At 70.4% G+C, this 14,978-nt stretch carries 10 protein-coding genes; 8 read left to right on the top strand and 2 right to left on the bottom strand.

The features are described 5' to 3' along the window. Window positions 1–23: 23 nt before the first annotated feature. A complete protein-coding gene (locus IG98_RS0106010) occupies window positions 24–2,303 on the top strand; it encodes an ABC transporter permease (RefSeq protein ID WP_030906701.1) in 2,280 nt (759 codons plus the stop codon). A 44-nt stretch (window positions 2,304–2,347) separates the two neighbouring features. Here IG98_RS0106010 and treS read toward each other — a convergent pair whose 3' ends face one another. Both treS and IG98_RS0106000 read right to left on the bottom strand, forming a co-directional pair. Beyond that, window positions 2,348–4,045, bottom strand: coding sequence for a maltose alpha-D-glucosyltransferase (gene treS / locus IG98_RS0106005; protein WP_030906699.1), 1,698 nt, complete (start codon window positions 4,043–4,045; stop codon window positions 2,348–2,350). A gap of 476 nt (window positions 4,046–4,521) precedes the next feature. Then, a complete protein-coding gene (locus IG98_RS0106000) occupies window positions 4,522–6,192 on the bottom strand; it encodes an asparagine synthetase B family protein (protein ID WP_030906697.1) in 1,671 nt (556 codons plus the stop codon). 71 nt (window positions 6,193–6,263) lie between these two features. On the opposite strand from IG98_RS0106000, the gene IG98_RS0105995 reads away from it, so the two are divergent. The 7 genes from IG98_RS0105995 to IG98_RS46600 all read left to right on the top strand — a co-directional run bounded on the left by IG98_RS0105995 (window position 6,264) and on the right by IG98_RS46600 (window position 14,869). Further along, window positions 6,264–8,171, top strand: coding sequence for a glycosyltransferase (locus tag IG98_RS0105995; protein WP_030906693.1), 1,908 nt, complete (start codon window positions 6,264–6,266; stop codon window positions 8,169–8,171). Between the two features lie 30 nt (window positions 8,172–8,201). Next, window positions 8,202–8,858 (top strand): DALR anticodon-binding domain-containing protein, encoded by a 657-nt coding sequence (locus IG98_RS0105990; RefSeq protein WP_030906688.1) that lies wholly within the window; start codon window positions 8,202–8,204, stop codon window positions 8,856–8,858. A 43-nt stretch (window positions 8,859–8,901) separates the two neighbouring features. Continuing rightward, complete coding sequence (locus tag IG98_RS0105985; RefSeq protein ID WP_030906686.1) at window positions 8,902–9,714, top strand: neutral zinc metallopeptidase; 813 nt, start codon at window positions 8,902–8,904, stop codon at window positions 9,712–9,714. A 140-nt stretch (window positions 9,715–9,854) separates the two neighbouring features. Continuing rightward, window positions 9,855–11,237 carry a diaminopimelate decarboxylase gene (gene lysA / locus IG98_RS0105980; RefSeq protein ID WP_030906684.1) on the top strand — a complete coding sequence of 461 codons (1,383 nt, stop codon included), beginning with the start codon at window positions 9,855–9,857 and terminating at the stop codon, window positions 11,235–11,237. A gap of 61 nt (window positions 11,238–11,298) precedes the next feature. Then, the gene (locus IG98_RS0105975; RefSeq protein ID WP_030906682.1) at window positions 11,299–12,591 is read left to right on the top strand and encodes a homoserine dehydrogenase; all 1,293 of its coding nucleotides are present in this window, start codon (window positions 11,299–11,301) and stop codon (window positions 12,589–12,591) included. 57 nt (window positions 12,592–12,648) lie between these two features. After that, window positions 12,649–12,798, top strand: a complete 150-nt coding sequence (locus IG98_RS51810) for a hypothetical protein (protein ID WP_169750079.1) — start codon at window positions 12,649–12,651, stop codon at window positions 12,796–12,798. Between the two features lie 622 nt (window positions 12,799–13,420). After that, window positions 13,421–14,869: a class I SAM-dependent methyltransferase gene (locus tag IG98_RS46600; RefSeq protein WP_051751663.1), complete on the top strand. Its 1,449-nt coding sequence runs from the start codon at window positions 13,421–13,423 to the stop codon at window positions 14,867–14,869. Window positions 14,870–14,978: the final 109 nt, after the last annotated feature.

Genomic DNA, 14,978 nt, shown 5'->3' with positions numbered 1-14,978 from the left:
GCCTCGTTGCCGGGAGCGTCGCGGTGAGCACGATCCGCGCCTCCGTCAGGTGGATCCGGGCCGACCTCAAAGCGCGCAGGGTGCAGGCACTGCTGACGGTGCTGGCCGTGGCCGGGATCGTCACGGCGCTGATCACCTCCGCGACCCTGCTGGAAGACGGCACCAACCCGTGGCGCGGCCTGTTCGCCGAGTCCAGGGGCGCGCACGTGTGGATACACACCAGGGACGCCCCCGAGGTGGCCGCGCTGTCGAGGCTTCCCGGCGTGGTCCAGGTGGCCGGTCCCTACCGGTCGGCCCCGGTCACGCTCACCCTGGACGGGAAGAAGTCGCCGGTGGCGCTGCGCGAGATGTCCGCGACGCCGCCGAAGGTCGCCGTCCCGCTGATCCGCGAGGGGCGCCCGCTTCGTCCCGGCGACACCGACGGCGTGGTCGTCGAGCGCTCCTTCGCCAGGGCGCTCGACCTGAGGGTGGGCGGACCCTTCCCGGTGACCGGGCTCAACGGCGCCACCCATCCGCTCATCGTGGTCGGCCTGGCGGACAGTACCGACCAGGGCTTCTACCCCGAGTGGACGCCCGGCCTGGCCTGGACGCTCGCGCCGGTCCTGGCCAGGGTCGAGCCCGCGCTGGGCCGCAGCGAGTCGGTCACCGGACTGCGCCTGGCCGACGGCGAGGCCACGTTGCCCGCCGTGCACGGTGCCGTCACCCTCCTGGAGGGGCAGATCCAGCGGATGTCCACCTGGCGCGAGGTCCGCGCCTCGATGGAGTTGGACAACCGGCTGCTCGGCCTGCTGCTCGCGCTGTTCGGCATCGCCGGGCTGGTCGCCGCCGCGCTCGCCATCGCCAACGCGGTGGGCGGCCGGGTGCTGACCCAGACCCGTGACATCGCCACCCTCAAGTCCCTTGGCTACACCCGGGGCCAGGTCTTCGGCGTGCTCATGGCCGAGCACGGCGCGCTCGGGTTGCTCGGCATCGTCATCGGGCTCCTCTGCGGTCAGGTCGCCGCCTCGTTCGTGCTGGACGGGACGCCGATCCTGCCGCTCTCGTCGGGCCCGCTGCTCGCCATCGCCGGCGGCACCGCCGCGGTGGTCTGCGTGGCGGTGGCCCTGCCGGCCTGGCGCGGCGGGCGCACCCCGCCCATCCCCGCGGCCCCCGCGGCCCCGCTCCGGGGGCACCTGTCGCACCTGGCGCGGCTGGCGCTGCTGCTGCGGCTGCCGCCCGCCCTGGTCCTGGGCACCCGCGACGCCTTCACCAGGCGGGTCCCGGCCTTCCTGAGCATCTTCGGCGTCGCGATCCCGATGATGATGATCACCATCGGGCTCGGTTGCTGGGCCACCCTGGACGACTTCCTGCGCCACCCCGAACAGGTGGGCCAGGCGGCGGCGCTCACGGTGCGCCCGGACAAGCTTCCCGCGGACGAGGCTCTCAGGATCGCCAGGGCCGACCCCGGGGTGCTGGCCGCCTATCCCGGCGCCGAGGTGCTCGCCCTGGAGCCCGAGCAGACCAGGAGCGTGCTGACCCGCGCCGCGGGTACCTCGGCCGAGCCGTACCCGTTCTCGGTGGTCGAGGGCCGGATGTACGCCGCCAGGGGAGAGGCGGTCGCCGGGCAGGGGCTGCTCGACCTGCTGGGGGTGAGGATCGGCGACCGGGTCCGGCTGACCGTGGGCGGCACCCCGCTGATCGTGCACCTGGTGGGCCGGGTGGTGGAACCGGACCAGGACGGGGAGGTGCTCTCCTTCGGCATCGACACCCTCGCGGCCAAGGACGCGGTACCGCCGCAGTTCTACAGTCTGGTGCTCAGGCCGGGCGCGGACCCGTCCGAGGTGCGGGCGCGGCTGCTGACCGCCTCGGGAGAGGCCCTTGAGGTGCACCGGGTGGTCAACCCGGCGGAGCGGCTCGCGATCATCCGGGTGGTGATCGTGGCGCTGATCGGTGTGCTCGCCCTGCTGGGCCTGGCCAATCTCCTCACGGCCGCCGCCCTGGGCCTGCGCGACCACGCCTTCGACCTCGCGGTGCTCAAGGCCATGGGCCTCACCCCCAGGCAGGTGGCCGCCACCCTGGTCACCGGGACCGGCCTGCTGATCGTGCTGGGCGTGCTCGCGGGCACCGCGGCCGGGGCCTCGCTGGTGGGCGGGCTGATCGACCTGCAGGGCCACAGCAGCGGCGTCGGCGCCGGCATCGGCCGTACGCCCTCGGCCCTGACGCTCGCCGTCGCGATGCTCGTCGCGGTCGGCTCCGCCCTGCTGGTGACGCTGATCCCGGCGGGCCGCGCGGCCCGTGCCCAGGTCCCGGTAACGGCCAGATAGGCCCCGGGACACGCGTCCCGGGGCCTATCTCTCGAAAGCCGTCCTCAGGGCCTGAGCGAGAACCAGTAGAAGCCGTGACCCGGCAGGGTCAGCAGGTACGGCAGGGTGCCCACCGGAGGGAAGTGCACCCCGCCCCTGGCCTCGACCGGGGTCATCCCCGCGAAGCGGCGCAGGTCGAGCTCGACCGGCTGGGGATACTTCGACAGGTTGTTGACGCAGAGCATCAGGTCGTCTCCGTCCTCACGGACGAAGCTGAGCACCGCCGGGTTGCTGGACCACAGCTCGTTGTAGACGCCGGTGCCGAAGACCGGGTGTTCACGGCGGATCGCCAGCATGTTCCTGGTGAAGTGGAGCAGCGACGCGGGGTTCCGCTGCTGAGCCTCCACGTTGACCGCCTGGTAGCCGTAGATCGGGTCCATCACGGCGGGCAGGTAGAGGCGTCCGGGGTCGGCCGTGGAGAAGCCCGCGTTGCGGTCCGGGCTCCACTGCATCGGGGTGCGGACCGCGTCACGGTCCTCCAGCCAGATGTTGTCACCCATGCCGATCTCGTCGCCGTAGTACATGACCGGGGAGCCGGGCAGCGAGAGCAGCAGCGCGGTGAACAGCTCGATCTGGTCGCGGTCGTTCTCCAGCAGCGGGGCGAGGCGGCGCCGGATGCCGAGGTAGGCCCGCATGCGCGGGTCCTTGGCGTACTCGGAGTGCATGTAGTCGCGCTCCTCCTCGGTGACCGTCTCAAGCGTCAGCTCGTCGTGGTTACGGAGGAAGATGCCCCACTGGCCGCTGTCGGGGAGCTTCGGAGTCCGCGACATGATCTCGGAGATCGGCTCGCGGCTGCCCCGCCGCACGCCCATGAAGATGCGCGGCATGAGCGGGAAGTGGAAGGCCATGTGGCACTCGTCGCCGCCGACCGCGGGGTCGCCGAAGTACTCGACCACGTCCTCAGGCCAGCCGTTGGCCTCGGCCAGCAGCACCCGGTCGGGATAGAGGCGGTCGACCTCGGCGCGGACCTTCTTCAGGTAGGCGTGGGTCTCCGGCAGGCCGGAGCAGTCGGTGCCCTCGCGTTCGAAGAGGTAGGGCACCGCGTCGAGGCGGAAGCCGTCGATGCCCAGGTCCAGCCAGAAGCGCAGGACCTCCAGCATGGCCTCCTGGACCGCCGGGTTCTCGTAGTTCAGGTCCGGCTGGTGGTGGAAGAAGCGGTGCCAGTAGTACTGCTTGCGGATCGGGTCGTAGGTCCAGTTGGACTCCTCGGCGCCGATGAAGATGATCGGCGCGTCGGGGTAGCCGGTCGGGCTGTCCGACCAGACGTAGAAGTCGCCGTACGGGCCCTCGGGGTCGTGCCGGGACGCCTGGAACCAGGGGTGCTTGTCGCTGGTGTGGTTCATCACCAGGTCGGTGATGATGCGCAGGCCCCGCTGGTGCGCCGACTCGATCAGGTCCACGAAGTCTCCGAGATCGCCGAAGTCCGGGAGGATCTTCATGTAGTCGGAGATGTCGTAACCGCCGTCACGCAGGGGGGACTCGTAGAGCGGGAGCAGCCACAGGCAGTCGACACCGAGCCACTGGACGTAGTCCAGCTTCTCGATGAGGCCGCGCAGATCGCCCGTACCGTCGCCGTTGGAGTCCTTGAACCCGCGGACCAGCACTTCGTAGAAGACGGCGCGCTTGTACCACTGGGGGTCGGCCGAGACGAAGTCCTCGGCGACGGACTCATGGGCAGGGGAGGGGAAGGGGGATGAGGTCATCGTGTTCTCGCTCACGGTGATGAAGGGCAGGACGAAGTCACCGGATGCTCCGGCTGATGATGTGTGGTGACCGCGCCGGCCGGAGTCGTCATCCCCATGAGCTCCATGCCCTAGGACAGACCGAATTTGTGATTCGGGACCATCCGTTGTGGCGCTTTCTGGGCCGAACACTACCAGCCGAGTGAACCCGTCGAAGCCCTCTTGGCAGGGGAGGTCGCCCCTGTCACACGGAATCGCGGCGCGCATCGCGCCAAGCCCGCGTAATCGCCGCGTCGCTTACTGTTTTCCTGACTGAAACACGACACGCCCCAACGAGGTGACCTCGGCTTATGTCCGCGGCCCCGGCCGGGGCGCGCGCGGTGTGGTGGGAACGCGCTCCGGCGTTCTCGAAGGGATGGCCGAGCCTGATTCCAGGGGCGCCCGAAAACTCCGCGGGGCCGTGTGGTACGGCCCGGCGGGTGGAGGGCGTCAGGAGGTCAGGTCCAGGGCGGGGTGAGGTCGGGCAGACGGTCCTCGTAGTCGCCGAGCCAGGCGCCGAACAGCACCAGGCCGCGTACCCAGAAACGGTCGTTCCAGCCGTTGAACCGCGTCAGGCCGTCGGGGCCCTCGGCGATCACGGTGTGCAACTGCTCGGAGAGCAGCGAGGGCACGGCGTCGGCGACGAGGGTGAGCATCCGGTGGCCGTACTCCCTGGCGGGTGCGGCGGCCGAGCGGAGCGGAACCCGCGCCAGTGGCTGCTTGACCACGTTGGTGGAGGGCAGCGCGGCCACCCGCGGGTTGGCCGCGTACAGCAGTTCGCGGTAGAAGCGCCCCTGGTCCTTGCGGTTCACCCCGACGGAGAGCGCCGCGTCGAAGAAGTCGGGGTGTATGAACGGCGCCGTGAACGAGACCTCGGGGCCGACCAGGTTGACCGGGGAACGGGCGATGCCCCGCGCCGTCCTGGTGTGCAGGACCGACAGCGGCAGTTCCGCCCGGTGGCCGTTGAGCATGGAGGTCGACTGAGTGAAGGCGTGCCCGACGCTGTCGGTGATCCACTCTTCTGCCCGCTCCGACAGGAAGGGCGTGGAGGGGGAGCCAAGCGCCAGCGAGCCGAGCAACGCGGCCTTGCGCTCGGCCTGGTTGGAGGCTTCCAGCGCGGCCCCGCTGACCATGAAGTTCTTCAGCAGCGGCCCCCCGGCCAGCCCGTCGACCAGGGTCCGCCCGGCCCGGTGCACCTCGCGGGCGAAAGGGGTGTACCAGGCGTGGTGCGGGGTGAGGAACTCCAGCCGTCGCGCCGCGGCCAGCGCGTCGTCGGGATAGGCGGCGGCGTCCTGGGGGATCACCCGGTGGCGCACGCCCAGCTCGCGGGTTATCGCCTTGGCGAAGACGATGTCGGTGTCGGTGCCGTCGTCGGGACTGGTCGTCCACGACTCCACGTCGGCACCGCGGGCCACCGCCACCGAGCAGAGCAGCCGCGAGTCGTAGCCACCGCTGACCGGTACGAGCAGCGGGCGCCCGTCGAGTTCCTTGTAGACCTCGTGCAGGATCTCCAGGATCTCCCCGGCGGTCCTTCCCGCCTCGTACGGCTCCTCGCGCAGCCACCGGGGCAGCATCCGCTCGACGGAGATCCGGCCCGACGCCCGGTCGAAGACCAGCGCGCTCGCCCCTGCCAGCCGCTTCACCTGCGTGTACGGGGTGTCGTCGCGCAGCGGGAAGGTGAGCTGGATGATCGAGGCCCAGGCGTCCCAGTTGATCTCGTACGGGGTGCGCGCCAGGGAGAGCAGTGGTTCGAGCAGCGAGGAGAAGTAGAGCGCCCCGCCGCGGAACAGGTAGTAGACGTCCACCAGGCCGAGGCCGCCGGCGTGCAGGGTGATCCGCTCGCCGTCGTCGATCAGGCCGGGCGTCTCGTAGGTCTCGGCCACGGTGATCCACTGTGCGTTCCACGGCGCCGCCCCGCCGGGCTTGCGCTCCCCCCAGGCGAAGGCCCAGCCGCGCTCGTCCCGCCGGTAGGGCGGCAGCGGGGAGGAGCTGAACAGGGCCGCGTGCCCGCTCTGGACGGCGGGTCTGACCCGTGGCCCCGCCCCGCGCAGCGTCTCCAGGACCGCCTCGTCGAGGTGCCCGATGCCGCCGCAGACGTACGGCCTCACATTGAACGTCGGCCACTGCACCGTGCTGACTCCTCTGTGTCGCGATTGAGCAAAGGGTATCCTTTCGCCCGGCTGAGGAAACGGAGGACGGCGTGGCGGGCGACCAACTCGAAAGCACACGACAGGCGTTACGGGAGGCGGTGGCCCACGCGGAAAGGGCCTCCGAACTGGCCCGTCTGCTTGACGCGGCACAGGCCAAGATCGCTGACGCGGAGCGGGTGACCGAAGAACTACGTGGGGTGCGAGAACTTCTCAGCGAGACCGAGGAGCGGCTGGAGGCGGCGAACGCGGCCGAGGAGAAGCTCCGCAAGGACCTGGCGGAGCAGCGTTACCAGGCCGAGGTGGCCAGGTGGAAGCTCTCCTCGGTGCAGGTGGCCCGCTGGTCCCGGCTCGGCGACGCGATCAAGACGGGCAAGAGCAACCCGGTGCGGCTGGCACGTGGCCTGCGCGGGGCGGCCAAGCCCGCCAAACGCCCGACCGCCCCCAAGCGCCAGCCGGTGCCGCGCAAGAGCGGCGACAAGGCGGTGGTGCCCGGTGCGTCCTTCCAGGCCACCAGCTCCGTCAGAACCGTCGGCGGCAGGTCGGTCAAGCTCAAGCCGTTTCGCGTCCCGACCGGGCCGAACACCCGCCCGCACCTGACCGCCGCTGTGATCGCCTCACCGCACGGCGAGGCACTGCTGCGCTACGAGTGGCGCCAGAGCACCGGCTTCACGCCCAAGGACTTCGCCCGGGTGCTGGCGGCGGAGGTCCCGCACCTGCTGCTGGTCGAGTCGGTGACCGAGGGGCCGTGGGCACCGGAGCTGCGCGAGCCGGGCCAGGGGCTGCGCGCCCTGCTGTCCTGGTGCGCGGAGCGGGGCATCCGCACGGTCTTCTGGCACACCGGGGGCGAGGCCGCCGGATTCGTCGCCGCGGCCAGGCTGTTCGAGCACGTGGTGACCGCGCTGCCCAAGTCGGTGGGGGCCTGGGGCGCCGCGCTGGCGGCCCAGGAGCCCGAGCCGGGCCGCCGGGCGCCCTCGCTGGGAATCCTGCCCTTCGCCATCCAGCCGCGCGTGCACAACCCGCTGCCGCTGGCCGGAGACCGGTTCGAGCGGGTGCTCTCGCTGGAGGAGCTGCTCCCCGGGCACCTGTCGTATCCGGACGTGCTCACCTCCTACCGCTGGCCCGTCACGGTCGACTGCCCGCCGGGCACCGAGCCCTGGCGGATGGCCGAGCTGGCCGCCTGCGGAACCTCCATCGGCACCGAGCCCGACCCGCGCCGGGCCCACCTGGCGCTCCGCCAGGCGTACGCCTCGGGCACGATGACCAACAAGGTCGACGACCTGCTGGACGCGATCGGCCTGCCCAGCGGCCGGGCCACCCTGAACATCTCGGTGATCATGATCGACCGGGGCGATCTGGACCACACGCTGGCCCAGGTCGCGCCGCAGAAGGGCGTCGTCCAGCTGGTACTGCTCTCGGACGTCCCGGACGCCGCCGCGCGGGCCCGCGCCGCGCTGCCCGACCGGGTGCACGTCACGGTACGTCGCCCCGACCCCGGTCTCACCACGGGCGGCATGCTCAACCGCGCCCTCGACCTGTGCCAGGGAGACCTGGTGGCGGTCATGGACGCCCGTGACCGGTACGGGGAGCACTACCTGACCGATCTCAGCCGGGCGTTCCTGTTCGCGAGCGCCGACATCGTCGGCAAGGCGGCCTACTACGCCCACCTGCGCGACGTCGCGGCGACGGTGCTGCGCCAGCCCTCGGCGGAGTACTCCTACCTTCCCGACGTCGCGGGGGCCACCCTGCTGGCCCGCCGTACGGTGCTGCGCGACATCGGCTTCGCCGACGTCTCGGAGAACTGGGCCGACGTGCTGATGCGTCAGTGCCGCGCGGACGGGATCAAGGTCTTCTCCGCGGACCGCTTCGGCTACGTCTGCCTCCGTGACCGCGACCGCTGGCTGCTCGGCTCGGCCCAGCTCGTCGACTACGGCCCGGCCGAACCGCACGCGCTGATCTGAGCGCGTACGTCCGGACCCTAGGCTGATCCGATGAGGCCAGGCGCGCTCGGTGAGGTCCTCGGCCTGCCGCCGATCCCCAAGGGGACGTGGGCCGAGGAGGCGATCTACCTCTCCCCGGCCGCGCTGCGCCGGGGAGAGGACCCGGAGAGGATGGCCGACCGGCTCCGCGCGCTGCCGGGCGTCGCGGCCGTCCGGGTGCTGGCCGGCGGTTTCCTGGAGATCGCGGTGTCCGTGCCCGGCGAGCTCGTCACGGAGATCGGCGGGCCCGTGCCGCCCGTCACGGGCACATCCCCGTGGGACGACCTCCCCAGGACGTGGGCCAACCCCGGTTTCGTCGTCAGGTACGCGCACGCACGGGCGGTCGCCGTGCAGCGCTGGGCGGTGGAACTGGGCGTCGGCGGGGCCTTCAGGCCCGAACTGCTCGACGACCGCAGGGATCGGGCGGTGCTCAGGTCGCTGGCCGAGGTGCACGGCAGGCGGGTGAGCCGGGATCCCGGATGGGCCGCCTACGCCGAACATCTGGCCCTGGCCTACCACGACGCCTTCGAGGGGGCCGCCGCGCTCCCCGCCGGCGACGAGGAGCCGTCACAGCTGCACACCGCCCGCGTACGCCTGGCGCGGGCGGTACGGGACGTGCTGGCCGAGGCGCTGGCGGCGCTTGGCGAGACGGCCCCCGACAGGTTGTGATAGACCCCCTCAAAGAAGATCAAAAGGATCAGGAGAGCGGCGAATGGGCGGTCCTCGCGACTGGGAGGCGTACGAGCCGCGCCGCCCCGGGATGATCCGTAGGGTGCTGCCCATGCTCCTCGCCGTCGCGGTGATCCTCGGCGGGCTCGCCTATCTGGGGGACGACCTGCGCGAACTTCTCGGAACCGCGCCGGGCTCGCCCCACTCGGCCGCGGCGACGCACCGCCTGTACGAGGAGGCGGGGCCGATCGACGCCCGCTGCGGTACGCTCCCGCGAAACCTCGACGCCGACGCCCACGCGTCGCTGAAGGCCCTCGCCGGGTGCCTGGACCGGATGTGGGCGGACACCCTGGCGAAGGCGGGCATCGACTACGCGCCGCCGGAGGAGGTGCGGCTGATCGCCGCCCCCGAAACGGCCGCGTGCGGGATCGACGACTACGACTGGGCCGGGATCTACTGTCCCGACTCCCGCGTCGTCAACGTGCTGGTCGAGGACGAACGGGCCTTCCCGATGATGTTCACGCTCGCCCACGAGTACGCCCACCACGTTCAGGAGGTCAGCGGGATCGCCGACCAGAGGGGTTCCGAGGCCTTCGACGAGGCCTGGTCGCGGCGGCTCGAACTCCAGGCGGACTGCCTGGCGGCGGCGACGCTGCGCATCGCCGCGCCGCGCCGGCTGGCGAGCCTGCGTGGCTTCGCCAGGCAGGATTCCGGCGCCGAGGACGGCACGGAGGCGGGCTACCGGCAGTCGCACGGCTCGGGCGCCAGCAGCGCCGAGTGGATGCGGCGCGGCCAGGAGGGGGGCACGGTGGCGTCCTGTAACACCTGGGGCGCTCCCGCCGAGCGGGTCTCCTGAGGATCCTGTCGTGACGCGACCTTAAAATATGTCGCCAAAGTGGTCAATAACGTAAAAAGTTCGCGTGTTCGAGGGCGATCGCGTCTCGATAGGTGGGCAATCGTCTCAGGGGGATCACCGGGTCCGATAGCCTCGATCGGGTGAGTCGATTCGCCCATCCCGCCGGTGACCGGCATGCCGAAGTGCTGCCCGAGGAGCGCCCTCCGCACGCACCCGCCGACCTGAACACGCTCGACCCGACCATCTGGCCGCGAACGTCGGGCCGAGCCGAAGGCTCGATCACGATCGGCGGCATGGACGTCAGGGACCTGGTCGCCGAGCACGGCACCCCGCTCTACGTGGTGGACGAGGAGGATTTCCGCTCCCGCTGCCGCGACTACGCCGACGCGTTCTCCGGGGGCGAGGTCCACTACGCGGGCAAGGCGTTCCTGTGCCGCGAGGTCGCCCGCTGGATCATGCAGGAGGGCCTCGGCCTCGACGTGTGCAGCGCCGGCGAGCTCGTCGTCGCGCTCAGCGTCGGCTTCCCGCCCGAGCGGATCACCATGCACGGCAACAACAAGTCGTTCGCCGAGCTGGAGAGGGCCGTCGAGGCCGGTGTCGGGCACATCGTGGCCGACTCCTTCGAGGAGATCGCCCGCCTGGGCTTCCTCGCCGACAAGTACGGCAGGCGCCCCCGGGTGATGATCCGGGTCACCGTGGGCGTCGAGGCACACACCCACGAGTTCATCGCGACCGCCCACGACGACCAGAAGTTCGGCTTCTCGCTGAGCTCCGGCGCGGCGGCGGAGGCGGCCAGGCGGATCCTCGCCCTGCCCCAGCTGGAACTCGTCGGCCTGCACTCCCACATCGGTTCCCAGATCACCGACACCGCGGGGTTCGAGGTGGCCGCGGGCCGCCTGGCCAAGCTCCTGGTGCAGATCAAGGACGAGCACGACGTCGTGCTGCCCGAGCTCGACCTCGGCGGCGGCTACGGCATCCCCTACGTCGACGGTGACACGGCGCTCGACGTCAAGGAGATCGCCGACAGCCTGCGGGAGATCGTCAGCAAGGTGGCCGGGAACGCCGGCCTGCCGGTGCCCAAGCTCACCGTCGAACCCGGCAGGGGCATCGCCGGGCTCGCCGGGGTGACGCTCTACGAGGTCGGCACGATCAAGGACGTCGAGGGGCTGCGCACCTACGTCAGCGTCGACGGCGGTATGAGCGACAACCTCCGCACCGCCCTCTACGGGGCCGAGTACACCGCGCGCCTGGCCTCCCGGGAGAGCGCCGCGGAGCCGATGCTCTCCCGGATGGTCGGCAAGCACTGCGAGAGCGGCGACATCGTCGTGCGCGACCTGTGGCTCCCCGGCGACCTGGCCACCGGCGACCTGATCGCCGTCGCGGGCACCGGCGCCTACTGCCGCTCGCTCGCCAACAACTACAACTACCTCCCCAAGCCCGCCGTGGTCGCGGTCAAGGACGGGGTGTCCCGCGTGATCGTCCGCAGGGAGACCGAGGACGACCTGCTGAGAGGACAGCTGTGAAACGACCAGGAGCGGACGAGAAACCCGTGCGTGGCGTGGGCGAGAGGGGAGGCGTGATCGTATGGCGCTGAAAGTCGCACTTCTGGGGTGCGGAGTCGTCGGCTCCCAGGTGGTCAGGCTCCTGCACGAGCAGGCCGACGACCTCGCCGCACGCATCGGGGCACCGCTGGAGCTCGCCGGGGTCGCCGTGCGGCGCCTGGGCCGCAGGCGGGACGCCGAGGTGGACCCCGCCCTGCTCACCACCGACGCCGAGGCCCTGGTCGCCCGGGACGACATCGACATCGTCATCGAGGTGATCGGCGGAATCGAGCCGGCCAGGACACTCATCCTGGCCGCGCTGAACGGCGGCAAGTCCGTCGTCACGGCCAACAAGGCGCTGCTCGCCGAGTACGGCGCGACGGTCCACGCCGCGGCCAGGGCCGGTAACGCCGACCTCTACTTCGAGGCCGCCGTCGCGGGCGCGATCCCGCTGGTCCGCCCGTTGCGCGAGTCGCTCGCCGGGGACCACGTCCACCGCGTGCTCGGCATCGTCAACGGCACCACCAACTACATCCTCGACAAGATGGACTCCAGCGGGGCCTCGTTCTCCGACGCACTGGGGGAGGCCCAGGCCCTGGGCTACGCCGAGGCGGATCCCACCGCCGACGTGGAGGGCTTCGACGCCGCGGCCAAGGCCGCGATCCTCGCCGGGATCGCCTTCCACAGCCGGGTGACGGCCGCCGACGTGCACCGCGAGGGCATCACCGAGATCACCGCGGCGGACGTGGCCAGCGCCAAGGCCATGGGCTACGTCATCAAGCTGCTGGCGATCTGTGCCCGCTCGGAGGACGGCGGGTCGTTCGGCGTACGGGTGCACCCGGCGATGATCCCCAGGACACATCCGCTGGCGGGGGTCCGAGAGGCGTACAACGCGGTGTTCGTCGAGGCGCAGTCCGCCGGCCAGCTCATGTTCTACGGCGCGGGCGCCGGCGGTGCGCCGACCGCGAGCGCGGTGCTGGGCGACATCGTGGCCGTGGCCCGCAATGTGTTGGCGGGCACCCGGGGTCCGGAGGAGTCCACCTACGCGGACCTGACCGTGCACCCGATGGGCGAGACCGTCACGCGCTACCACGTATCGCTGGACGTCGCCGACAAACCCGGCGTGCTCGCCAGGGTCGCCGACATGTTCGCCAAGCAGGACGTCTCCATCCAGACCGTCCGCCAGGAGGGCCACGGCGCGGACGCCCAGCTCGTGCTGGTCACCCACCGGGCCAGCGACGCCGCGCTCTCGGCCACCATCGAGGCCCTGCGCGAGCTGGACATCGTCCGCGACGTGGTGAGCGTCATGCGGGTGGAGGGCGAGGACGCTTCTTAGTGCTCCGTTCCTTTTCGAGCAATCAGATGAGACGTACCGTCAAGGCCCGGTGGGGCAGTGCCGCGGCCTCCGTTCGGGCGGACGCCGCACGAGACGATTGAGGAACGCGAGATCCGCAAACCGGCCGGCGCACGACATGCTCCGGCCGGCTGGATCCGCAGGGCCCAGATCATCGCGCTGAGCTGGAAGCGGTTGCGGATGCCGTAGGAAACGGCTCCCGGCCCGGCGGTTCGACAAAGACGTGCCCGGTCGTGAACACGGCGTACCCGACGGGGAAGAGGCCGCCGAAGCCGGTCACCGTCTCCGCCTCGCCCGCGATCCGCGCCGTCTCGAAGTTCGTCGGCGGGTAGCGTGCGTCCAGCGCCGACGGGACGCCTCGCGCCCTCCGACATGTGCCGAGTGGGTCTCGGCCCTTTCTCCGGCCAAGATCGTGAACCCCGGCGCGACATGGTTCCGCATATGCCCCCTGGCTCTTCACCGTGTCCAGGGAGATCGGGACGATCGGCAGGGCGTTGAGTGCCAGATCATTGAATTACAAGTCAGCCGCAAGTAGCTGTTCGTAATGTCATGATCATTACTGGTTATCGTGATCACAGCGGGCTGATCGTGGACCGAGAGGTCAAGTACCTACTGGAGACACAGCGGGTCATGGCGGCCCGGACAGGCCACGCCCACCCGAAGTTCGGGGCGAGGTGGTTTGAGCGGGTGCTCGCCGAGGCCGGACGTCCGGCCTCGCTCAAAGGGACGAACGCGCCGGTCGGTCCCCGATCGGATTTAAAACGCCGTGGAATTTCTGTGAATCAGCTATGAATTCATTGGGAGGTGTTCGGTGACCGGAAACAGCGGTGAGATCCAAGCGCGCTGGCTGAATTGGAATGACTGCAACGAGATGATTCTCGGGCTCCGGCGGCATGTGTTCGCGACTGAACAGGGCTGGGGAGAGGAGATGGTGAACCACGAGAAGGACCCGGAGGGCCTTCACCTGGGCGCCATGCTCAACGGGGAGATCATCGCCGTGATATCGGCTTATCTTTACGAGCCGGGGGCACCCGAGCTGTCCGCCCTGGAACTGCAGAAAGTGGACGGGCTGACGGTTCAGATCGGCAAGCGAGTGGAACTCGCCGAGCATCGGGGGCGTCATGTCAGTGAACGCATAGGTACCTCGATGCTGCGCCAGATCTGCGAGTCGCTGCGGCCGGACCGCTTTTTCCTCCTCGTCAGGGGGCAGCACCGTAACCTTATCGACCGGTACACCAGGCGGAATTTCGTCAGGCACGCCGACATCGGTTCCGCCGACGATGTGCGCACGGTGATGACAGTGGAAGGAGGAGAGGCCGTAGAGGATTTCTATTTCAAGAACCGGGCCCTGGACAAGAAACCGGCGCCCAGCGGCAGTCGGATCTCCGTCCCCTCGCTCGTCCGGTTTCTGGTGGAGGGCGGACGCGGCGACGTGCTGGCGGCCGAACGCCTCGGGGCCGAGAACCACTACCTGGAGCCGCTGTCCGTTGAGGCCGAGATGCCGCGCCTGGCCGCGCAGGGCCGGCTGATGGCCACCGAGCAGCGGTCGCGTCTGGCGTCGACGCCGTTCCCGTCCGCGCCCGCCTCGTTGCTCGACATCGGCACCGGGCCCGGGGAGTACCTGGCGGCGGTTGCGCAGGAGGAGCCACTCGCCGGGTATCGCGTGCGGGGGGTGGAGCCCTCACCTCAGCTGCTCGCCAGGGCCCGGTCGAGCTTTCCGGAAATCACGTTCCGCGAGGGCACCGCTTACGCCACGGGTGAAGCCGATTCGTCACACGACGTGATAACGGCGAACTTCGTGTTCGTTCACCTGCGCAGTCCGGATCTGGCCCTGCTTGAGATGCGGCGGGTGCTGCGGCCCGGCGGACTCCTGTACGTGGTCGATGTCAACGACGACAGCTTCCGTGGTCCCGATGTGATCCGTCGGTTGATCGAGACGCACAACCGCAACTACGCCGGCGACCGCACGTTCCTGACCGACCTGCCGGGGCGTGCCGAGCAGTTCGGCTTCGAACCTGTCCGCCGTTTCTCGACGACGTTGCGCAACACGGGAGGCTCGCAACCGGCCTTCGGCCCGGATGAGATCCGTATCGGGCGGGCGGACGCCTGGGGACTCCTGTCCTTCGTGCGTGCGCAGAGAGGTGTCGAGCAGGTCTTCAAGGAGGCGCAGGACTTCTACTTCGGCACGGAATGCGAGATGAGTTTGAACATCGAGACCCAGGTCTATCGCAGCCGTCCTTCCCGGGAGAACGGGCGCTGACCCCGACGGCCCCCGGCAGGGCCCAACCGGCTGTCCGATCCCGAACCAATGATGTTGCCGGTGGCGAGAACGCCGGGGGTGTGGATGGCAGGTGTGGGCGGGGGCGGGT

This window comes from Streptosporangium amethystogenes, from assembly GCF_000721075.1.
GTDB classification, from domain to species: Bacteria; Actinomycetota; Actinomycetes; order Streptosporangiales; family Streptosporangiaceae; genus Streptosporangium; species Streptosporangium amethystogenes.
The sequence above is the reverse complement of the archived record's forward strand: the minus strand, read 5'-3'. Positions and strand labels throughout refer to the sequence as shown.